At 33.6% G+C, this 23,993-nt stretch carries 12 protein-coding genes; 1 reads left to right on the top strand and 11 read right to left on the bottom strand.

The window, feature by feature from the left end:
- Positions 1-17: 17 nt before the first annotated feature.
- From AAGV33_RS13995 to AAGV33_RS13945, 11 genes are all read right to left on the bottom strand, one after another.
- Complete coding sequence (locus tag AAGV33_RS13995; protein ID WP_373392767.1) at positions 18-2,030, bottom strand: DUF2264 domain-containing protein; 2,013 nt, start codon at positions 2,028-2,030, stop codon at positions 18-20.
- Between the two features lie 164 nt (positions 2,031-2,194).
- Positions 2,195-4,132, bottom strand: coding sequence for a family 43 glycosylhydrolase (locus AAGV33_RS13990; RefSeq protein ID WP_373392765.1), 1,938 nt, complete (start codon positions 4,130-4,132; stop codon positions 2,195-2,197).
- The gene (locus AAGV33_RS13985) at positions 4,132-5,499 is read right to left on the bottom strand and encodes a glycoside hydrolase family 27 protein (protein ID WP_373392763.1); all 1,368 of its coding nucleotides are present in this window, start codon (positions 5,497-5,499) and stop codon (positions 4,132-4,134) included. Before AAGV33_RS13985 ends, AAGV33_RS13990 begins: the two co-directional genes overlap by 1 nt.
- Before the next feature lie 145 nt (positions 5,500-5,644).
- Positions 5,645-8,080, bottom strand: coding sequence for a sugar-binding domain-containing protein (locus tag AAGV33_RS13980; protein WP_373392761.1), 2,436 nt, complete (start codon positions 8,078-8,080; stop codon positions 5,645-5,647).
- A 141-nt stretch (positions 8,081-8,221) separates the two neighbouring features.
- Entirely contained in the window at positions 8,222-9,862 is a 1,641-nt protein-coding gene (locus tag AAGV33_RS13975; protein ID WP_373392760.1) for a glycoside hydrolase, read from the bottom strand.
- 1 nt (position 9,863) lies between these two features.
- Positions 9,864-11,468 (bottom strand): RagB/SusD family nutrient uptake outer membrane protein, encoded by a 1,605-nt coding sequence (locus AAGV33_RS13970; protein WP_373392759.1) that lies wholly within the window; start codon positions 11,466-11,468, stop codon positions 9,864-9,866.
- Positions 11,469-11,479: 11 nt separating this feature from the next.
- The gene (locus tag AAGV33_RS13965; protein WP_373392757.1) at positions 11,480-14,491 is read right to left on the bottom strand and encodes a SusC/RagA family TonB-linked outer membrane protein; all 3,012 of its coding nucleotides are present in this window, start codon (positions 14,489-14,491) and stop codon (positions 11,480-11,482) included.
- Between the two features lie 43 nt (positions 14,492-14,534).
- Positions 14,535-15,932, bottom strand: a complete 1,398-nt coding sequence (locus AAGV33_RS13960; protein WP_373392755.1) for a hypothetical protein — start codon at positions 15,930-15,932, stop codon at positions 14,535-14,537.
- A 504-nt stretch (positions 15,933-16,436) separates the two neighbouring features.
- Positions 16,437-20,501: a hybrid sensor histidine kinase/response regulator transcription factor gene (locus AAGV33_RS13955; protein WP_373392754.1), complete on the bottom strand. Its 4,065-nt coding sequence runs from the start codon at positions 20,499-20,501 to the stop codon at positions 16,437-16,439.
- 181 nt (positions 20,502-20,682) lie between these two features.
- Positions 20,683-22,368: a sodium/sugar symporter gene (locus tag AAGV33_RS13950; protein ID WP_373392752.1), complete on the bottom strand. Its 1,686-nt coding sequence runs from the start codon at positions 22,366-22,368 to the stop codon at positions 20,683-20,685.
- Between the two features lie 412 nt (positions 22,369-22,780).
- Positions 22,781-23,509, bottom strand: coding sequence for a biotin--[acetyl-CoA-carboxylase] ligase (locus AAGV33_RS13945; RefSeq protein WP_373392751.1), 729 nt, complete (start codon positions 23,507-23,509; stop codon positions 22,781-22,783).
- A gap of 96 nt (positions 23,510-23,605) precedes the next feature.
- Between AAGV33_RS13945 and rsfS the strand changes: the two genes are divergently transcribed.
- The gene (gene rsfS / locus AAGV33_RS13940; protein WP_373392749.1) at positions 23,606-23,977 is read left to right on the top strand and encodes a ribosome silencing factor; all 372 of its coding nucleotides are present in this window, start codon (positions 23,606-23,608) and stop codon (positions 23,975-23,977) included.
- The last annotated feature ends 16 nt before the right edge of the window (positions 23,978-23,993 follow it).

Here is a 23,993-nt window from a genome sequence, read left to right as displayed (position 1 = left end):
TTTGAAGAACTAAATTTTTAAAATTTCACCAATTTCTTTTCTCCATTTGCAAAAGAAACATTGACTGTATTTTCTTTCGAAGAAAAATCAATTTGTTTAACGGCTAATAATTCTTTGTCACTCCATTTTTCTCCTGATTTTTTCCACAACATTAATGTGGCATAAACAGTGGATTGCTCTTTTTGAGGAACATAATTATTTGAAAGATTAATAACGGAACTTTCATTGGCTTCCGGATGCAAACCTTTAGCCTGAACTACTTCTGATTTATCCCAACCTAAAAGCGGAATCATTGCCAATTGGTACTTTCCGTTATCAATAATCGTTACTTCGTGGTTTTTTATTTTTCGAACAGTAGTCTTAATTTCTCGATCTAATTTTGGCAAGGCATAATGCCCCAATCGCATTGCAAATGCTGTTGCACTATTATTTTTATCTACTCTTAAAATTCCGTTTGCCAATGGAATATCAGCCAGATTGAATTTTACATTCGCATCAGTTTCTAAAACTACATCTCGGTAATAAATGCCATCTTCAAATTTTTTAAAAGTGTACAATCGAAAAGCTTCCCATTTGTCCGATTTATTTTTGATGACATAATTCATCGCCACTTCGCCCTTCTCACCATCAGCCTGCCAGGGAAAAGCACTGTTATACGATAATCGATTGTAATTTTCTGTGGATCTGAATTTTTGCCAATCGTCTTTTACTTTTTCATGACACCAGGCTCTAACTTCCGAAGCGCCAATATTGGGATAATCGGTAATCAGAATTTCAGAAACACCCTGGTATTTATTGTAGACTTTATTTTTCTTGAATTCGGTTTCCCAGGCGCCATTATTTTCTTTGGCTGTCCAAAACGGGCTATCATCAGGAACTAATAACCCAAAAAAGATTTTGCCCATCCAATACACACTGCCACGACAGCTGTACACTTGCACCGCAGGTTCGAAAGGACCATAAACCCCAAGCGTGGGAACATTGTCTTCCATAAAATCAGGATGTGTAAAAAATTGTTTTATCACTCCCGAAGCTATTCTTCGCATCCAACCATAATTAATTGATGGATCTTTGTCAAATCCCATTAGCGGAAACGGAACAACAGCTCCCACTCTGTAACTCATACTTCTGCCCCAAACAATCATATCGCCATTTTGACTAAATAAATACGGATAATTATTGTTTAAATCGGCAAAGTTCTTTTTAAACTTGGCTGCATATTCCGGATAATTTGCTTTTCCAAAATATTCTGACCACATCATTCCATACATCTGGAAAGCCCACATGCTGTAATAATCATAAGCAGGACTATCATTATACCAGCCGTTTCCTCTATAATCTTTTAGTGATTTATCTAAATATTCGACTAATAATTTTTCGTTTACCGCATAGCCTTTATCCTTAAAGAAACTCAATACAAAAATATTGAAGAATTTCCAGTTCGAATCCACCGTGGGACCATCGCCATAGCTCAACATACTTTTTGCCAAAGCGTCTTTTTGTTCCTTAGTTAAAGGATCCCACAATACCTCAGGATTAACTAATAATGAAATGGACAAAGCGCCAAATTCTACTAAATTCTGGCTTGGCCCACCATTTTTAGAACGAGGAACAATATAAGAAGCACTTTTAGGATTCGTTAATTGGGTGATTTGATATCGATAATAATCGGCAACTTTAATATTATTGATAACTAATGAAGGATTTTCTTTCAAAAGCGGAGCAGCCACAAACAGAGTTCTGCACAAACCTTCTAGTTTTTCAGTCGGTACTTTGGATTCATCCAAAGGATAACTTTTTCCTTCTTGTTTGGGAAACTTCATCGGATCGTCTAACGAATGGATGTAACCAAAAGCACCTTCCAAAAGATACATTGCAGCATCTTTCCAATGTTGCTTAGTCATTCCTGTCTCAGGACTTAATTTAAAATCAGGATTTTTAATTTCGAAAGCCGAATTGCCTTTTGATTGTTGTGCACAAATGGGTAAACCCAATAAAAATAAAAAAACTAAGAATTGGTTCTTTTTCATAATGGTTATAAAATTTAAACTAAATTTTGGTTATAGCAGTTTCCAAAGATAAAAAGTCAATCGAATAAATAGAACTACTCCCTACCAGTTTGTTGATTCCATAAAAAAAGGAAAGTCACTTTATTAAATAGTACTTTCCTTTTTAAAGGCAAAAAATTTTATTTTTAATTCTTCTTTACAGGACTAATCCCTGCATGTGTAGGAACAACTTGTTTGATAGTTTCATCGGTATTGAATTCTAATTTATCAATAGCCACTTCACGATGAAAACCAGCTGCATCTCCCATACTAATTCCAGTAGGATATGAAAAACGGTGGTAAACAATATACCATTCGTCTTTTTTAGGCACTTTCACTACCGAATTGTGCCCTGTTGCATAAATCCCTTCTTGTTTATTTCCTTGGATAACAATATTATCCTTTGGCATTTCAATTGGTCCGAGTGGTGAATTTGAAATACCATATCTCACTTTGTAATTTGGACTTCTGGTGTCATCTTCACTCCACATAAAGTAATATTTATCATTTCGATAAAATACATAAGTTCCTTCGCGGTAACTATCATTTACGGCAATTACCTTTGTAGTTCCTGGTTTTAACGAAACCATATCAGGATTTAACTCAGCCACTCCCATATACATATTTCCCCAATACAAATAACTTTTACCCGTTTTTGGATCAGTAAAAACGTCCGGATCAATTTCCTGGCCGTCTTTTATTCCTTCAGGTCGGGTAGCTACAATTGGTTTTCCGCTATCTTTAAATGGACCTGTAGGATTGTCTGAAACCGCTACTCCTACTTTTTGTGCTCCTGTGTAATAATAGAAATACTGGTATTTTCCTTTTATTTTTTTCTCGACAATACAAGGTGCCCAAGCATTTCTTCCCGCCCAAGGAACATCTTTTTTAAGATCTAAAATAACTCCTTCTGGTTTCCAATCTACTAGATTATCCGAAGAAAAAGCTTTAAAATAATAACCGCCCCATCCATCAAATCCATCACTAGTTGGATAAATATAATATTTACCCGTTTTCTCAGCATACAAAACTTCTGGATCGGCATGATACCCTTCAAGAGCAGGATTATTATTAATTTGAGGATAAGCTGCTGGTTTTCCCCATTTGGCAATCAAAGCTTTCAATTCAGAACGTGTAATAGGTAAAATCGTCCCGTGACGCGGATGAAAATCCATTGAAATTTCGTTATCAATTACCGTGAAATGTTCTAAATCCTTTGTTTTAGTAAATTGATATTTTCCTTTGGTATAAACATCATACATCAGAATGTATTCGTCAGAATTATTTAATTTGAACACACTGGAACCTTCAACACCATCTTTCGTTTGTTGCAAATAATTGTCATTTTCTGTCCAATTTCCAGATGTTAAATCAGTTGTTGTAGCCACTTTAATTCCTGGCGTATTGGTTTCAGTTTTATAAAAAAGATGATAAACGCCGTCTTTTTCAATAATATCGCCATCAATACAAGCATTTTTAGCCTTTGGAACAAACAACACTTTTGGCTCAGATTCTAAGGCTGTAAAATCCTTATTGGCATAAGCATAATAAATAATATCCGGACCACCAGCGTGTTGCATACTGAAATAAATCATGTATTTACCCACTTTAGCATCATAAATAGTTTGCGGTGCCCAAACACGTTTTAAATTTTCATGTCCTGAAAATGTTTTTTGAATGTTTACTTTACTGCTTTCCCAATTAACGAAATCGGTACTTTTTAGTAACACCATCGCACGATTAGAATCCCAACCTTTAGAAGAAGTCATATCAGTCAACACCATATAAAAAGTTTTACCATCATGACCTCTTAAAATATGAGGATCACGAACGCCACCCGTTTCACTGATTATTTTACTATCAATTACTGGTTGATTGTTATTCAGATGGTAATAATGATAACCATCGGCACTAATGGCATAACGCACCGCTTCCTCTTCAACAGCATTTCCTGTAAAATAAACAAACAAATAGGCTGTCAAATCTTTTTCGGCAATAACAGGCGGAACACCGCTTTTATTTTGAGCTTTTGAAAAACTAGTTAATAGTAAAAATAGAATTAAACTGAATTGTAATTTACGCATTATTTTTTCGCTTTTAATTTATAAAGAACAGAACTATGAGCCGCTAACGAAGCTGAAATTTCATTAGAAACTGAAGCTACTTTTTTTCCTGTCCATAGATTAGTAACATCGGCATTTTTAATTCCTAAATCAGCTAAAGAAACAGCTACTTTTTCAGTCTTTTTATCTGAAATATTAAACAAGGCTAAATAAATACTTCCGTCTTTTGGATTTCTTGAAGTCACTGCCACTCTTCCGTCTTTTTGAAAAAGTTGTTTTACATCAGTACTTTCACGGTGCATTTTTAGGACTTCTTTATTGGTCAATAATGATAAAGTAAAAGCATCGTTACTTGGTAAATCTCCACCAAAAAATAACGGTGATTTAAAAATGTTGAAAAATGTAATCAGTGTATATTGTTCGTCTTTTGTTAAACGAGACATTCTGTCTTCGCCACGTTCTCCTCTTAACGAAATTCTTCCCAACGGAATCATATCGCAATCAGGCCAGGTTCCTGGTGCAATGTGTGGATACCATTTTTGAGCAACATCCATTAAATGTGTAATGTGTGGCCAGGTATCCCAAACATCATCCACCATTCGCCACATATTAGCATGAGAACTTACGTGATTAGCAGCCGAAATTGGCGTTTCTCCAGGCGAAGTACTCAAAACTATTTTACGTCCGCATTTATCGATTGCTTTTCTAATCAAATTGATTTCTGCTTCGTGATACGGTCTTGACAAATCGTCAATTTTAATAAAATCTACTCCCCATTGTGCGTACAATTCGAACAAAGAATCATAATATTCCTGAGCTCCTGGTTTGTCAGCAAGAATAGTATAATTGTCTTTCAACCATTCGCATTGCAAGTCTGTTGTGTAGATTTGGTCAGCAGTAATTCCGCTAGCTCCTTTAATTGGTAATTTTTCTTCTACTGCTTTTTTAGGAATTCCACGCATGATGTGGATTCCAAATTTCAATCCTTTTTTATGAATATAATCCGATAATGGTTTAAAACCTTGTCCATCTTTTGCCGAAGGAAATCTATTTAATGCTGGCAAATACCTTCCGTATTGATCCATTACATAACGTGGATCTTTCTGGTTGTAGCCTCCCGCTTTGTCGTTTTCTACAAACCATCTAATGTCTACCACAATGTATTCCCAACCTGATTTTTTTAAGTTTTTGACCATGTAATCAGCATTGGCTTTTACTTCATGCTCTTCTACTGTAGAACCATAACAATCCCAACTGTTCCATCCCATGGGCGGTGTTTGAGCCCATTGTTTAAACTCATCTTTTTTGAAAACTGATTTTTGCGCATTGGTAGTGACCGATACCAATACAACTCCTAGTGCCAGAGCAATTTTATTCTTAATTTTCATTTTTTGGTTTTATATGTGTTAATATTACACTTCAAATATAATGAACTTTTTAATCATAAGAAATAAGCTGTCTGCTAAAAAAACAAACAGCTTATTCTATAGAAATATATTTTTTTAAAATGCTAAATTATTGTAGAAAAGCCGCTTATTTTACATTGATAGTAACTTCAACAGCTTTTAACCATGGGCTAGAAAACTGAACTTTAATAGGTTCGTTTGTTCCATTTGCCTGAATGTAAGCTAAAATACGTCCGTGGAAAACACGTTGCACATTATCTGTATAATCAGTCATATCCGAATTATTTCCAGCTTCTAATCCTAATAAACTGGCTGAACCACTTACAATTTTACAAGTAATTTCGTTATCAGCAATTTGTACTGGAATTCCGTTTTCGTCTACAATTTGCAACAAAATTTCAGCTACACCTTTGTCTTTATTGATAACTGCATCTGTATTTTTAACAACAATGGCATGCGGCTGTTTTGAAGAAGTAATTGCATAACGACTCACTTCTTTATTGTTTTTATCCAATCCTACGGCTTCTAATTTTCCAGACTGAAAAGGAATATCCCATGAAATAATGCCAGTTTCCTGATCGTAATCTTTTACTTCACCCACTACTTTTCCATCTAATTCCAAACGGGCTTTTGCTGCATTAGTATAACAAACTACCTTCACTTTTTGACCTTCATTATAATTCCATAAAGCCCAGGCATCCATAGACAAATCTTTTTTGTTAGGATTATTCGAAAGATAAGTTCCAATATAAATCATTGGAGTATCAGACCAAAGCGATTGACGGAAATAGCCTCTAGGTTTAATTTGCCCAGCAAAATCAACTAATCCTGAATAGAATCCTCTTGAAGGCCATCTTCCTGATTCTCCTAAATAATCAATTCCTGTCCATAAGAATTGTCCAAAAATATGCTCGTTGTTTTTAACCGCTAACCAAGCTTCATAATCATGACGATTTTCGCTACCAAAAATCACTCGTTTAGGGTATTTTTTATGATCCGATTGGTATTTACTTTCGGTATAATTGTATCCTGTAATATCCAATGCTGCTGGATATTCCGTTTCATTAGACATCGCAACACCAGCTAAACCAGCAGTTGTAGGACGTGACTTGTCGTATTTTTTTACTGCAGCAACCAATCGTTTTGCAATGGCTCCCAAACGCATAGCATCTGGCGCATCTTTCTTATAACCTCCATAAGCCGCTTGTGAGAATCCTGAATCTCCTCCACCATCTAAAACGGGATGAGAATACGGATCATTAGGATAATCTACCTCGTTACCAATGCTCCAGGCAAAAACGGAAAGGTGATTTCTATCACGACGTACAAAATCTTCTAAATCTTTCTCTGCCCAATCTGCAAAAATGTCAAATGAACCTTCAAATCCAGGTGTTCCCTGATTCCAGCCTTCTAACCATTTGCGTTTAGGAAATTCCCATTCGTCATAAGCTTCGTTTAAAACTAATAATCCTAATTGATCACACAATTCATAAAAATCTGGTGCTTGTGGATTATGACTCGTACGTATTGCGTTTACCCCTATTTCTTTCAGCGTTTTCAATCTGCCTTCCCAAACTTCACGAGGAACTGCTGAACCTAAAACTCCCGCATCATGGTGCAAACAAACCCCTTTTATTTTCATCCAATTGCCATTTAAAGCAAATCCTTTATTAGCATCGAAAGTAAAATTTCTAAAACCTGTTTGCGTTGTAGAATGATCAATTACTTGTCCGTCTTTTAAAACTGTCGTTTTTAATTGGTACAAATTAGGATGCTCTAAATCCCATATTTTAGGATTATTCACTTTTAATTTTGTAGCAATTTTTCCCGATTGATTCGCTGCAATGGCTACATTATTTGAGCTTTTTGCAACCGTTTTACCATCGTTTGCTATCAATTCGTTTACCACAGTTACAGTAGTTTTTTCTGCTGAACCATTTTCAACAGCTACTTCAACATTCAAAGTTCCTGTTTTTTTGTTCACTTCCGGATACGCATAAACGCCCCATTGCTCAATATGCACTGGATTAGCATAAACTACCCAAACATCTCTATAAATTCCTGATCCAGTGTACCAACGAGAATCGGCACTCTTGCTGTGATCTACACGAACTGAGATCGTGTTTTCAGCTCCGTATTTAACATAAGGAGTAGCATCATAAGCAAAAGAAATATAACCATTAGGACGTTTTCCTAAAGAATGTCCGTTGATAAAAACCTCACTTCTGTTATAAACGCCTTCAAAATACAAGTATACTTTTTGACCTTTTTTGGCTGATGGAACATCCATAGTTTTTCTATACCAGGCAATTCCTCCAGGTAAAAATCCTGTAGCACTGGCTAAAGTAGGACTCAATTGTCCTTTAATACTCCAATCATGAGGAAGCGAAACAGATTGCCATTTGCTGTCATCATAACTTTCTTTTTGGAAATCCTGATTATCTTGTAAAATAAACTTCCATTGGTTATTAATTTTTTGGGAATCTCCAAATGCAATCTGACTAAAAACAGATACATAAGAAAGCATAAGAAATGCCAGTGCGATTTTTTTTGTTGTAAACATATTTTGTATTTTTAATAAATAAGTAGGCTATCTAATTCAGAAATTCCATAAAGATATCAATTTATAGAAGCAAAGAAATGATTAAATAACTATAACTAAGAGGGGTAAATTCATAAATTTAGGGATCAAAAACACTGCTTTTTATTCATAAACTCCCACGTATGTTACTATTGCTCTTGCAGGAATTTCGAAATTAGTTGCTGTTACATCAGATCCTTTTTTCAAACTCATGGTCTCAGAAGTAGTATAAGGTGTCAATGTATTATTTACCAATTTACCTCCTGAAAGATTCAAACTATATGTTCTTGTTGAACTGCTGTAATTAACTGCTACAATAACCATTTTTTTAGCTACTTCATCTTTGTAAGCTGTCAACATCACATCCGTAGTAGCAGAAGAATTATCCAATTCAGGGATTTGAACTCTTTGCATGCCTGGTTTTACAAAGAAAGAAAAGTTTCCTAAAGCCCAAAGAATCTTGGTTTCTGTTACATTACCATCGTATTTACAATAGTTAGCATCACCAGCTCCATTTGATAAACCGTCATCCACGTGTAGCAATCCATCTTTATAATCTCCACGGCTAACAGCTGTCCACCATTGCCAAGAAGTAACTCCTCCAATAGAAATATCAGTACTGATAATACGGGCTACCCAAAGCGCTGTTCTCATCCCTAAATCTCTTCCTGGTCCCGCTCCTCCAGGAAGCTCTGAAGTTCCCGGATTCTCCAGAATACAATATTCAGAAGCCCAAACACTCAATCCAGGAACTGTTTTAGCTCTGTTAGCAACTGACTGTCTAGATGAAATCAATTCACTTAAAGGCCATGCTTGCCAATAACTATGTCCCGAAATTGTTTTCTTTACGTTCGTTAAACTGGCAATATTTTTAGTTGAATTTATACCAAAAAAATAATCTATCTGATTGGAACGATTTTCTTTTCCAGTAACCGTTTTATATAACGGTTCAAAAGCACCAGCCTCGCCTACTACAATTTGGGAATTCAATCCTTTTTCTTGTAATTTTGGAGCCAATATATTTACAAAACTGTGAATATTTGCATTAGAAGCTGGAGAACCTTCTTGACCCGAACCATCCCATTCATATTGTGGTTCGTTAAACGGACTCACATAATCAATTGTTAAATCGTGTTCTGATTTTAGCTTATCAATGGCATTAATCCAAAAATCAGCTAAGTCAGGCATTTTTCCATCTTTCAAATTATAGAAAGTATTGATTGTTGCATGCGCTTTCCCGTTTTGAGTTAAATAAACAGGAGCACTATTAGTAAAGGCTAATAATTTATCAACACCACGTTCTTTAGCTGCTTTCATAAACCAGACTTGTCCAGCTTGTTTATTCATATTGTAAGTTACTCCATCAGTAGTAAAACATTCCGTACGTCTCCACTCATCAGTAATATCACTTGCATCACCTTGTTCAGTACTTCCAGCTCCCAGATTAAAACGCCATAATGACAAACCTATTCCTTTAGGATTTCCTTCACTATCAAGCTCTCTGCTAAATAACATATCTGCAATGGCATTCTTTTTATCAGTAGGCCAATTTTTCCCAATATTATTACATTGCCAAGCATCAGAGGCTCCAAAGCTCTCCATCGTTTGAAGGTTCATATCGAGATTAATTTTCAGTTCTCTTGTAGTTTCCACTACAGTTTCTGAATCTTTAGCATCATCAGATGAACAGCTAACTAATGCTGAGTTAATGGAAAGTAAGCCTACAAATAGTAGACTTACTTTATATTTTTTTAATAAATTCATATTAATAATTTGGGTTTGTAATTACTCCTCCACTTAAATCAACTTCTAATTGCGGTATTGGCCAAACTAAATGTCTGGCAGCATTGAAATTGATTCCCTTATCCTGAGCTTCTCTTGTGTTAGTTGTTTCATAAGGATCACTTGAATTCAAATTATATTGTACAAAAGTTCCATTTGGTCCCATCAAAGATTCAATAACTGGTTTTCCTGTACTTGGATCTTTTTCTCTTCTAATATCAAACAAGCGTAATCCTTCAAACGCCAACTCTAGACGACGTTCTTTGTAAATTTTTCTCAAAAGGTTAGGACCAGCCATTCCCTCAACTGGATCTAAATCTACACGATCTCTAACCACATTAATATCATTCATGGCTGCTCCAGCATCATTTAAGTGATAATTAGCTTCAGCTCTTGTAAGATACATTTCGGCTAAACGGATTAACGGAATATTTAATGGTAAGTGACCATCTCTTTTATCCAATGAACGCCGTGTAGCTATAGGAATATAATATTTACGACAAATACGTCCTGATTTATTATCGTTTAAACTAAATTTATGTGTAGGATTAAGAACTTCATCTCCATAAGCGGCATCACCCCATTTAGTAATAGTACTTTTACGACGAATATCATCTCCTTCTGAAATATAAGCATTTTCTAAATCGCTGGTAGGCATACACCATCCCCAGCCATCCAGTACATCTATAGCATCATTACTTGGGAAATTCTTTTTATCCTCTCCTCTGGCTCCAGAAAAAGTAGGTATTGCACTTCCTAAATTTCTATCCTGAACACCAGATGATTGTGCCTCAAGAATAGATTCTACTCCATTATGGTTATTAACATCCCAAATATTTATAAAATTAGGCTCTAATGAAAAAGGTCCTTCAGTAATTACTTTATTGGAATATTGTTTCGCTTCAGCCCATTTTTCCTGGAATAAAGAAACACGCGCTAATAAAGCATAAGCTGCCCATTTATTGATTCTTCCATTTCTTGCTGCTTCAACATTCTCTAATTTTGCAGCCGATTCTTTAAGATCTGATTCTACTTGAGCATATACTTCCTCAACTGAACTACGTGCCAATTTTAAATCATTAGTTCCCAGAGCGGTAGTATACAATGGAACACCTCCGTAATTGTTAACCAACTCATAATAACAATATGCACGAACAAATAATGATTCTCCTATGTATTGATTTTTTTGAGACTCACTAATTGGAGCTAACTCCATTTTAGCCAAACCTATATTACAAGATTGTATTGTATAATAATGAGCGGTGTACATCCCATTTAGATTTCCCATATTATCAGGAGTAATAAGGTATTGAGAAGCTGGTCTGTGAGAACTGTTGTCTTGTCCTGTATTTCCCATCCAGGCATCATCAGTTGCCATTTCGTTTGTCATTCTTGGTGCAACTAATACCCACCACTCATTAGCTAATAACAATCTACGGGTTAATTCGTTTACGTAATTTTCGCATTCTTGTGCTGTTTGAAAATAATTCTCCAAGGTTTGTTTTCCTCTTTCGTCTTTTTCAATAAAATCACTACAAGAAACTGCAACAGCAGCAAAAGTTAGTATTGATACTATTATTTTTTTCATATTATTTTTTATTAAAATGCTACATTAAGTCCTAACAAAATTGTAGGTAGAACTGGATAGTTCCATCCTCCAAATCCTGATCCTAAAACTCCTCCTCCAACTTCAGGATCCACTCCGGTATACTTTGTCCATGTCCATAAATTTTGACCTGATAAAGACAATCTTAATTTATCTAATCCAAATTTATTATAGAAGGAATAACCCAGTTGAAGATTTTTCATACGTACGAAAGAACCATCTTCTATATAAAAAGAAGAGAATTTAGTGTAGTTCTCATTATTATCATCTTTAGAAAGTCTAGGAATATAATTGGATGTTCCTTCTCCATGCCAAGCTTTTTGATCTAATCCATTTACTTTATTTGTTAAGCTTGCTCCGTTGTACAAGTCTGAAATATTTTGGTTTACCAATTCGTTTCCAATACTAGAATAGAAATTAGCAACTAAATCAAAATTTTTGTAGGCAAAATTCAAATTCAAACCAATATTGTAATCAGCCCAAGGAGAACCAATTTTTTTTCGGTCTTTATCATCTAATTTTCCATCTCCATTTACATCTTTAAAACGAATATCCCCCAGTTGAGCATAAGGCTGTAATTTAGTTCCTTGATCATCCGTATGAGAATTTAATTCTGTTTGATTTTGGAACAAACCATCCGCTACATAACCATAAAAATAACCTGGTGCTTCACCTTCCGCTGTAAGTGTTCTATTGCTTGAACCATACAATTTTTCCCCTTTAGTAGATAGTGAAATCATTTCAACATTAACAGTGGTAAAAGTCAAATCGGCCCCATACGTAAAATCACCTTTGCTATTTTTATATGATAAAAGTAAATCAATACCATTAGAGCGCATTGACCCAACATTTGTCCAAATAGTTGCATTAGCAGGAAAACCACTATAAGTAGGGAATTGTTTCAAGAACAACATATCTTTTGTTGTTTTTTGATAGTATTCTAATGTCCCTGAAATTTTATTATTAAAAAGTCCAAAATCAAGACCAAAATTAATGTCTTCAACCATTTCCCAACGGATATCCTGATTAGCCATAGTTGAAGGAAATGAAGTATCTACCACATTACCATCAATAACATAATAGCCTTGTCCAATATTAGACTGATAGACGGCTGCTGGTAAATTCTGATTACCAACTCTACCCCAACCAGCTCTAAATGTTAAATTATTTATTGTAGAATTAGCATTTGCCATGAAATCCTCATTCGAAATTCGCCAAGAAGCAGATGCTGCTGGAAAATTAGCCCATTTATTATTAGCCATAAATTTAGATGAACCATCTCGTCTAAACGAAGCTGTTAAATAATATTTACTATCATAATTATAAGAAAAACGAGAAATATAAGACATTAACGAATTAGACCAGCTTGTTCCACTACTATTACGATTTTTAGTGGCTGCACTTACTTCTCTCATCAAATCAGAATTATTTGGCACTCCTTCTCCATAACCCCACACATCTGATGATTCATACTCTTCCATAGTAAGACCTGCCATGAAACTCGTATTGTGTTTTTCGGCAAATGTTTTAGAATAAGTCGCCGTAGATTGCCATGTCCAATCCACATTTGTAGTTGCTTTTCTTTCTACACTGTTGATTTCTGCTTTTTCATGTGCTGCATCAATTACAAAATCGGGTCTAAATATATTTCGAATATTATTTCCAAACTCAATCGATCCCTGTGTTCTAAGAACTAAACCTTTAATGGGTTCGTATTGCAAATAAGCATTTGAATTTAAATTATACAAATCACTATAATCATCGTATCTTTTTACAGCAGCTACAGGATTCCACACATAAGAAGGGGAACGAGCATAAATACTGTATTCATTTTCGGTACCGTTTAATTGATCTGCTGGTTTGTAGATTGGAGTAATTGGATCAATCTTTACAAAATCAGCCCAGTTACCAGGTCCTCCCCAGGTTTCATAACGTGGATTTAAGGTTACACCAGCCGAAAATTTATCAGTAAATTTAAAATCATTTGCAATTCTAGAGGTGATTCTTTTCCATCCACCAATTTCATAAAAAGAATCTGAATTGTAATAGTTCAAACTGATAGCATAAGTATGCTTTTCTGAACCTCCTGTAGCACCTATAGAAGTATTAGTTACTGATGAACCTTTACTTATACCTGCTTTCCACCAATCAGTAGTTTTTCCTCTGTATTGTTCTGCATTAGGTAAATAATCTGTGTAACCTGAATTATTATAAGCTTCATTTAAGATGTTAGCATAGTTTTCAGCATTTGCCATATCATAAGGCTTATCCATAATTTGATAGCCTGTACTCATATCTACAGTGAATTTTGTTTTTCCAGATCTTCCTTTTTTGGTAGTAATCAAGATAACTCCATTTGAAGCACGAGAACCATAAATAGCACTTGCAGAGGCATCTTTAAGAACATCCATCGATTCAATTTCATTATTACTCAAGAAATTAATATTTGTTCCCATTGGAATTCCATCTACTACATACAATGGATCAGTACTCAGGTTTACTGTTGAAATTCCACGAATAAGTACTCTGGGCTGAGCACCTGGACCACCAGCTCCAGTAATTTGAACTCCCGCAACTTTTCCTTGCAATGATTCGGTAACATTACCTACTGTCATGGTCTGTAAATCTTTTCCTTTTACAGATGCAATTGAACTGGTAACATCTTTCTTTTTTACAGTAGCATATCCTACTACCACAACTTCGTCTAACGTTTGATTGTCTTCTGCTAAAACTACATCTAATACTGTTTTTTGACCTACTGTTATGGTTTGTGTAGCAAAGCCAATAAAAGAAAACTCAATCTGTGCTTCACTATTTGGAACTACAATAGCATATTTACCATCCATATCAGTTGATGCCGAAGCTTGTGTTCCCTTTACAAAAACGTTCACACCAGGAACAGGGATAGCTGCTTTATCTTTAACAGTTCCTTTTACTGTAATTTGTGCAAAGGCTGCCGAGCTACATAATATAGCAATTAGTAAGCCTATAAATTTATATTTCATATCAAGATATTTTTTTAATTAATGTTATATCAGCTATAACAAACTATTTTTTAGTGATAAACGCTCTTTCTAATTCTGTATCCAGAACCACTTTATAAACACCTGGAGCGGCAGGATATTTAGCATTTCCATTTTCACCTGGAGACATAGTAGCAATACCATTTCTTATTAATCTCCAGGAAGGACTCCACCACTGACCTGTAAAAGTGGCTTCCATTTGTCCTGTCAAAGTATACTCACCTACTAATTGGTATGGATTGTCTGGATTATTAGCTAAGTGTAAACCTTTTTGGACCCAGGCATCCCAGGTATCCCATGTTGCACCTTGAATACCAGCACCACATACACTAACGAAAGGTTTTCTTTGTGCTTCTACATCGTGCCATAAACCATTAGCAATATTAGCCCAAACCTGACTTGTTGGAGTATATTTTGTTACCGTGTAAACTAGTGTACTTGGATTAACTTTTATGTTGTAGTAACCTTTAGTTGGCAAAACAATAGCTGAGGAAGTAACATCATCAATTAAATCTCCTGAAGAATTTAAGCCAAAACAATGTGGTGCAAAATCAGATTCCTGACCTAAGAAATAAATTTCTTTATTATCCGTATCTGCATAATATTTAAATTCAAAATCCTGTCCCACTTTTTCATGGAAATACATTGGCACTCCTACGGCATCGGTAGTTAAATTAGTTCCTTTGGGTTGATCGCATAAATAAATAGCAGGATACTCATTGGTTGCAACAATATTGAGATTTAATGTTCCCATATTTGGAATTGCAAATTTATCTTTTGCTGTAATAGTCAACACATACTCGGCAGCGGTCACTGGCAAAGTATAAGTTTTGTTAAACGTATACGATTGAGGAGATCCTGTTAATTGAACCATCTCGCTAATTCCTAATGCCTCGCATTTAACCTCAATATAATCAATGCCTGAATCATCATTAACAACAAAATTTACTGGTAATTGGTTACTTGATGATAATAAAACTACAGTACCTTCTTTAGGTGTAATCATACTAATTGCTGGAGCGCTAAATTCGCCATCCAAACGTAAATTAATATCCTGATCAATTGAATTTTCAGAAACATCTGTAATTGTTAGTTTAACTTTAAAAGCTTCCGACACACCTCTATCAGCAGGAACTTCGAAAAAATAACTTAAATTATAAGTTGTTAAAAGTGGGTCTGTTGAAAAATTGATCATTTTGTCTAAGCTCAATTCAGGAATTTGGATTCTTACACTTTTTAATCCTAAATCATCATTCAAAGTTGCTTTAATCTCAAACTTTCTGTTTGGAGCTCCATAAATTTCATTGGTAGAAACCACAATCGTTGGGTCATCGGATGAGGGAAAACTTGGCTCATCTTCTTGACATCCTGTGAAAAAGAGCATTAAAAAAGTTAGTAAAAATAAATAAGAAAGTTTTTTCATATGGTTTTAGTTTTTGCAGTTGTTTACGTAATTCTTTATTGTGTTCTAAACAACTAGTTTGGTTTTAATAGTAATTCTTAGTTTTTATGCAACATTTTTTATTAGGGTTTTATACTTTTCATAAGCTTCCTTTTTAATTAGTATGGTTAATAAATTAGTGTGGATCGGTTTTCTTTTTTATGATAATTTAACTTAAGACAAATCTCAAATTTGAAATAATATGGTTATCATCTAAGCAAAGGAATGATTAAATAGCGTTATCCATAGGGGGTAAATTCGAAAAAAAACAAGGGTAAATTTGAAAACAATAAGGACAAATTCTTCAAAAAATGCGATTTAACAAAAAAATCTGACTTTATTTACTTTGTCTGCAAATTATGTGTTATAAATTTTTCAAATCAACAAAAAATCCCAATCATATTATTAATAAGATTAGGATTACTTGTGATTATAATTGTTTTGTAAAAAAACAATATGTAAAAATGATTTTAATTAGGAAAATAACTATTTAATAATATTCAAATCTTTGTTAAATGAATCTTTGTATTTTTTGACATATAAGGAAGGAGTCATACCAAAAAGTTTTACAAATTGTTGTCTGAAATATTTTTGATCTTCAAATCCTACTTCGGCACTTGCCTGAGCAATATTCATGTTTTCGGTAAGTAATAACATGGCAGCTCTTCTTAAACGAATGGAACGCATAAAGGCATTTAAAGTTTCTCCGGAAATGATCTTTATCTTTTTATACAGACTACTGTGACTCATTCCCATTTCGAAAGCAAAATTCTTAATCGAAAAATCCCGATTTCCTAGATTTGCTTCAATAATATCAATACATCTTTTTAAGAAATCCTGATATTCCGCTGGGACTTTTTGGGCGTTTTCTTTTAAGGTAATACTGTCTAAGAAGTATTTTCTCAAATTACTTCTGTTTTTCAATAAAGTATCTACACGCGCTACAAGAATATCATCATCAAATGGTTTTGTAATGTAATCATCGGCTCCATCTGTTATTCCCTGCAAATGCGTTTCAGGATTATTTGAAGCCGTCAATAATATCACTGGAATATGAGACAAATCTTCACTTTCTTTTATTTTTTTACACAATTCCAGTCCGTCCATAACTTCCATGGCAACATCCGAAATTACAATATCAGGCATTTGCTTTTTAGTTAATTTCAAACCTTCAAAACCATTTATTGCACTGTAAACCAAATGCGTTTTAGAAAACAACTGCACTAAATAATTTCGAATTTCAGCATTGTCATCAATTATTAAAATCGATTTTTTATCGGTGAGCAATTCTTTATTGAGTTCTTCGTCTAAATTATTAGTGTCATAATCGTTATTTTCATCCAAATCAGCAACCAAAAGTTCTTCTGTTAATTCACTCATTTTTGGAACATTGGTACTAATTGGTAAATCAGCAAAATGATCTTGCCCTTTCAAAAATCGTAATGTAAACGTACTTCCTTTTCCTATTTCGCTTTCGCAGGAAACTGTTCCTTTATGTTTATCCACAAAATATTTCACAATATAAAGTCCGATACCAAAACCAGTACTAATAGAAATATTAGAATCCAATTGTTTGAATTTTTCAAAAATAGCTTCGATGTTTTTTGTTGCAATTCCTTTTCCTGTATCCGAAACTACAACTGAAACTTCTTTTTCAGTTTCAGTTAATTTCAATGCAATTTTTCCACCCACGTCAGTATATTTGAAAGCATTCGAAACCAAATTAAACAATGAAATTTCAATTTTTTCATAGTCTCCAATTATGGAAATAGTTTGCTCAGGAACTTCAAATGTATAGTCTATTTTTTTGTCTTTGGCTTGGGTTACAAAACATTGATAGACTTCTTCAGCCAAATGATTCATGTTGATTTCAGACAATCGCAATACATCGGCATCGTTTTCGGCTTTTCGAAAAAGTAACAATTGATCAACCAGACTTAAAAGACGTCTTGCATTTCGATAAGCAATTTGTAAATCGCCTTTGGATGAATCATTTTGAACTTCTTCCTTTTTAATCACTTTCTTCAAAGGATTTATAATCAACGAAAGCGGCGTACGGAATTCATGAGAAATATAGGTAAACATCGACGATTGTTTTTCGGCAATTTCTTTCTCTTTTTCTCTTTCTAATTCTGCTATTCGAACCTTATACTTTAATCGCTCTTTGTATTTACTGTATCGGATATAATTATAAATAATGGTTACTCCAATGATCAAATACAAAAGATATGCCCACCAACTGCGATACCAAGGTGGTAAAACCACAATTCGAATCAGTGTTTCTTCTGCTTTGCTGAATTTATCCTGAAAATTGGAATTTTTTACCTTAAAAAGATAGGTTCCTTCTGAAAGATGTGGATAATTAGCTTGTCGATTTTGCCCCACATTACTCCACTGATTATCCCAGCCTTCTAAGAAATAGGCATAATTAATCATATTTGCATTCGAATAATCTAAAGCGACAAATGTTATTGCCAATGTAGTTTGATTGTATGGCAATCGAATTTCTTTGATTTGATTTTTCTCATTCCATTCCGAAATCAATTCGGGTTTAGTCTCAATGGGTTCATTATTTACAGTTATGCCAGAAAGAAGAATTTTAGTATTCGAAACTGATTCTTTTATCGATTCAGGATAAAACAAATTAAAACCATTGATTCCTCCAAATAAAAATTCACCTGAATCCAATTTCAAAGCGGCATTAAAACTAAACTGATTGCTTTGCAAACCATCATTTGCAGAAAAATTCCGAAAGGTTTTTGTTTTTATATTCAGCCTACTTAAACCATTATAAGTACTCATCCATAAATTGCCTTTTTTATCTTCTAATATTCTCAAAATAGTATTAGAAGACAAACCATCAGCGGTTGTAAATCTTTTATAAGCATTGGTTTCTCGATTAAAAAGCAGCAATCCACCTTCTTGTGTAGCCACCCAAAGTTGCTTGTTTTTATCTTCATGTATAGATCGAACAGGATAACCTATATTTATCTCTCCCTTTTTTTTATTGGTTTTATCTATCCAAACAATCGAAGTATAGTTTCCACCCCACAGCTTTCCATCGCTGGTTTGAGTTAAACATTGTAGGTTGTTAATGGTTTTATCATAAAGCAAAAACGAATTTTTATTTCGATTAAAAAGATACAAACAACCTTCGTTAGTAGCACTTGCCCAAATATTTTTCTGAGCATCTTCATAAACCAACCAAATATTTTTTTCTACTTGTTTTGTAAACGGATTATAACAAGAATAATGATTTATCGAATTGGTTTTAGGATTAATTCGATTGATGCCTCCAGCCCATGTTGACAGCCATATTTCATTATTACTATCGGAAATAACGTTGGTTATAAAATTACTGGTAATATAGTTTGACGAATTTGGATTATTATTATAAATAGTATAACTATTATTTTTCCGATTCCAAAAACGCAATCCTGCTCCATCGGTTCCAATCCATAAATTTTGATTTTCATCTTCACAACTCGACAAAATAAAATTTTGAGCCAGGTTATTTTCTTTGGTATTGTATTTTATAGTTTTAAAATATTTGGGAGCAGCACTTATCATACTAATTCCACCGCGAAGCGTTCCGAACCATATATTTCCAAAATAATCTTCATACACACTCCAAATCGAACTGCTTTTAATAATTTGCTGTGGATTATCTTTTCGATATGAAATTGCCACATTATTAACCTTATCTACAGTATACAGCCCACATCCATCGGTAGCAATCCATAATTTATTTTTCTTATCGCTAAGAATATTCGAAACAATGCATTTATTAGCAAAATAATTTTTTGAAATGGAAAAAGTAGTTGTATTAAATAGAAAAAGTCCTTCATCTGTTCCTATCCAAAGATTTCCGTTGCTATCACTTTCCATGCACTTTACATCCATAAGCAATGGCGCAATCAACTTGATTTTTTTAGAACTATAGTTGTAATTACAAATCCCTAAATTTCTAACATAAACCCAAGAACTAATGCCTTTTTTATCTTTTTGGATTCCCAGAACCTCATAATTATATGCATTCTTTAATTGGCTTAGCGGAATCGTTTTTCCAATAAAAGAACCTTCTTCAAAAGCTAATAATCCTGAGTTTTGTGTAGCCAATAGTACCAAATCATCAGAAACTGATTTAATTTGATGCACCACATTTTTTAAAGTTTTTGTGGCTCCAGTCGCTCCTTCTTTGTACTTAACGGGATAAAACAAAGCTTTTGACTTATCATAAACACTTGCTCCTTTATTCCCGCCTATCCAAATTTGTCTTTTTGCATCTCCTTCTAAACAATAAACAGTATTATTTGATAATGAATTTTCGTTATTAATCTCATTCCTAAAAACCTTAAAAGTATAGCCATCATATCGGTTTAAACCATCATAAGTACCAAACCACATATAGCCGTCTTTGTCCTGATAAATAGTAGTAACCGAATTGTTTGATAATCCATCTAATATATCAAGAAACCGAACTGAATATTCTTGTGATATACTTATAAATGGAGAAAAAACAAGTGTTAATAATAAGGCTAAATGTTTCAAAATGTAGGGTTTAAATATTTGCAAATTGTTTTTTATTTAACAGCACAAGATATAATAAAATTAGTTAATCTAATAAAATCTTCAAAGTGTTGTTTGATAAATTCAGCATTGACTTAGAATAAAAAAAGTGCGAAATAATTAAATTAAATCGCACTTTTTATAAATATAATTTTTTAATATTTTACCAGAACTTCACGTATAAAGCAGCGATAATTAATAATGTAATAATGATTAATACTGTTGTTTGTGGTTTCACCTTAAACATTTCAGTATCTAATTCGAATGCTTTCGGGTTTACTTTTGGTCCTGCAAAACTGATTGCAATCATAAGTATCATTGTAAATACAAATGACAATCCCATACAAATATGGAATGGAATCTCAAAACCACCTTTTCCATTTGGCCAAGCTGTGTACAATAACGTTTCGTTTCCAAACATCGCTGGTGCAAATTCGTTGAATAAAACCGATAATAAGAAACCTGCAATTACACCCACAATAGCAGCCGTTCCAGTAGTTCTCTTCCAGAACATACCTAAAAAGAACATAGCAAAAACTCCAGGGCTAATGAATCCTGTGTATTTTTGGATGTAAGTAAATCCTCCAACTCCACCAATTCCTAAAACATCGTTCCAAGTAAACAATACAGCAAGAACCATTGAAGCAAAAACTGCATAACGACCAATGTTTACCTGAGCGCTGTCTGAAGCATTTTTTTGAATGTATTTTTTATGAACATCTAAGGTATAAATGGTAGAAATACTGTTTACTTTACCAGCTAACGAAGCCACAATAGCAGCAGTCAAAGCCGCAACTGATAATCCTTTTAATCCTGTTGGCAAGAAAGTTAACATCGCTGAATAAGCTCCGTCTTTTCCTCCTACTAATTGAGGTAAATGTCCTCCTTCGTATAAAACATAAGCAGCAATACCAGGTAACATTACAATTACAGGCATTAATAATTTCAATATACCTGCAAACAAAATTCCTGTACGAGCCGTTTGTAAATCAGCTCCTAAAGCTCTTTGCGTAATGTATTGGTTACATCCCCAATAGTTCAAATTGATAATCCAGATACCTGCTAAATAAGACATCATCCCTGGAAAAGTAAGGTATTTATCAATTTCTAATTGTGTAGAAGTTGCTGTTGGTCTTGGAATAATCATTTTGAAATGTTCTGGTGCTTTTTCCATCAAAACATTAAATCCTGCAATAGCATCCTTACCTACTCCAAAATATTCTCCCACTGTAGTTAAAGCGATATAAGAAGTTACTAAACCTCCAATAATCAATACCGCAACCTGAATAACATCCGTATAAGCTACTACTTTCATACCTCCAAGAGAGATAATTAAAGCAAAAACAGCCAATCCTAACATAATAACATGAAGGTATTCTCCTCCTGCTAATCCATTAATAGCAACCGCTCCTAAGTATAAAATGGAAGTTAAGTTTACAAAAACATACAAAAACAACCAGAAAACAGCCATAATCAAAGCCGTTGAATCGTTGTAACGTGTTTTTAAGAATTGAGGCATGGTGTAAATCTTGTTTTTCAAATAAACAGGAATAAACCAAACTGCCACTATAATTAACGCAATTGCAGCAATCCACTCGTAAGCAGCAACAGCAATTCCTAAGAAGAATCCTTCCCCGCTCATTCCAATAAACTGTTCAGCAGAAATGTTTGATGCGATAAGTGAAGCTCCAATAGCCCACCAGGTTAAAGTTCCTTCGGCTAAGAAGTACGCCTTAGCATCGTGTTCGTTTTTTTCGCGTTTGCGATAGATAATATATCCGTAGATTGAGACTACTAAAAAGTAGACAATGAATACTGCATAATCTGCAAATTCGAGACTTGAGCTCATAAGAAAATGGTTGTTTAGTTAATTAATAAGTTTTTAGATTTAGTTTTTTGTCCAAAAATCAATCATTTAGATACTGTCTTTAATAATCTAAGAATACTCTAAAATTAAGATTTACGGCTTCTGAATTTCGCTAAAATTTTCATGATAAAATAGCACATCAATTTTATTCTGATTGATTTTTTACGAAAAACGAAATCCAAAAGTAAAATAAAAATACTTATTTACATCATTTTTTTAAATGTTGTTTTCACATTTAAAAAACAACAAACACCTAAACCACTATTAAACAACACATTAATAGGATTTATTATTAATATATTTTTTTAAAAGAACCTAAAAAAAATAAAATTAAAGCGTGGAAATCATTATAAAAAACAATTTAAAAAGATTTTTGGTTCTTTACAATATTGATTTAGTACAACATTTGAATTTCTTTGAGACCATATTCTACAATTGCATCATTTTCTAACAGAAGAATCAGTTTTCCGTTGGTAGAAACTCCTTTTATAATTGCCATAAAAGGTTTTCCATTATCAATTGAAAACGGCATTGGAACCTCTTTTTTAAAAAGTAGTTCCATATAACTATCCCATAAAATTTGAGAATTAGAAGCTAGAAGTTCAAAATTCACTTTTAATCTTTCAATAATCAAAACAACTAATTGATCTTTATCAAAGGTAGAATTTGCAACCACTGCCATCGAAGAAGCTTTAGGCAAATTATCAAAATTAGTTTGGTTTACATTCAAACCTATTCCGATAATTGTTGTAATGGTTCCGTCACTTTTAAAACTATTCTCAATTAAAATGCCAGCGAGTTTAAAATTAGCTGACATAATGTCGTTAGGCCATTTAATACTTAAATTCTGAATATCAAAAGTTTTTAGTACTTGAATTACAGCTAATGCCGTTGCAACATTCAGTTGGTAAATCTCATCTACACTTACTAACAAATCCTTAACAAAAACACTCATTATTAGATTCTTAGACTTTTCAGAATTCCAAACTGCCCCCATCTGCCCTTTTCCTTTTGTTTGATTTTCAGCAGTTACCACAGTATAGTTTTCTAGCTCCTGAGTGTTCGACAAGCCTTTAAGAAAATCATTTGTAGAATCTATGGCATCGAGTTTGATTAGTTTCATTAGCAATTATTTTTGTAACATATTTTAATATTATGTTAAGGTTCAAAAATAATGACAAAAAATGGTAACTTTACACACTTATTATAAAAATAATTCATGGCAAAAAAGACTGTAAATAATGATGACCTATTGGCAAACATTATCAAAGGAATAGAAGAAGTAAAAGGAAATGACATAGATATTCTCGATCTTAGAGAAATTGATACCGCAGTTTGCGACTATTTTATTATCTGCAACGGAAATTCAAATACCCAGGTTAACGCAATTGTTAACTCCATTCAAAAAACGGTTTCAAAAGAAATTAAAGACAAACCTTGGCATGTTGAGGGAACTGACAACGCCGAATGGGTACTTATGGACTATGTTAATATTGTAGTTCACGTTTTCCAAAAACAAATTAGAGAATATTATAATATCGAAAGTTTGTGGGGAGATGCAAAAATTACTACAATTGCAAACAAATATTAAAGAAAGATAAAAAATA

The sequence above is a fragment of the Flavobacterium magnesitis genome, from assembly GCF_041729735.1.
Classification (GTDB): Bacteria; Bacteroidota; Bacteroidia; order Flavobacteriales; family Flavobacteriaceae; genus Flavobacterium; species Flavobacterium magnesitis.
Note: the sequence above shows the minus strand (reverse complement) of the source record. Positions and strands in the feature narration are given on the sequence as shown.

What these genes read in the sequence shown, in the direction of transcription:
- AAGV33_RS13995 (WP_373392767.1), bottom strand. Translation starts at nt 2,030, where the DNA reads ATGAAAAAGAACCAATTCTTAGTTTTTTTATTTTTATTGGGTTTACCC.
- AAGV33_RS13990 (WP_373392765.1), bottom strand. Translation starts at nt 4,132, where the DNA reads ATGCGTAAATTACAATTCAGTTTAATTCTATTTTTACTATTAACTAGT.
- AAGV33_RS13985 (WP_373392763.1), bottom strand. Translation starts at nt 5,499, where the DNA reads ATGAAAATTAAGAATAAAATTGCTCTGGCACTAGGAGTTGTATTGGTA.
- AAGV33_RS13980 (WP_373392761.1), bottom strand. Translation starts at nt 8,080, where the DNA reads ATGTTTACAACAAAAAAAATCGCACTGGCATTTCTTATGCTTTCTTAT.
- AAGV33_RS13975 (WP_373392760.1), bottom strand. Translation starts at nt 9,862, where the DNA reads ATGAATTTATTAAAAAAATATAAAGTAAGTCTACTATTTGTAGGCTTA.
- AAGV33_RS13970 (WP_373392759.1), bottom strand. Translation starts at nt 11,468, where the DNA reads ATGAAAAAAATAATAGTATCAATACTAACTTTTGCTGCTGTTGCAGTT.
- AAGV33_RS13965 (WP_373392757.1), bottom strand. Translation starts at nt 14,491, where the DNA reads ATGAAATATAAATTTATAGGCTTACTAATTGCTATATTATGTAGCTCG.
- AAGV33_RS13960 (WP_373392755.1), bottom strand. Translation starts at nt 15,932, where the DNA reads ATGAAAAAACTTTCTTATTTATTTTTACTAACTTTTTTAATGCTCTTT.
- AAGV33_RS13950 (WP_373392752.1), bottom strand. Translation starts at nt 22,368, where the DNA reads ATGAGCTCAAGTCTCGAATTTGCAGATTATGCAGTATTCATTGTCTAC.
- AAGV33_RS13945 (WP_373392751.1), bottom strand. Translation starts at nt 23,509, where the DNA reads ATGAAACTAATCAAACTCGATGCCATAGATTCTACAAATGATTTTCTT.
- rsfS (WP_373392749.1), top strand. Translation starts at nt 23,606, where the DNA reads ATGGCAAAAAAGACTGTAAATAATGATGACCTATTGGCAAACATTATC.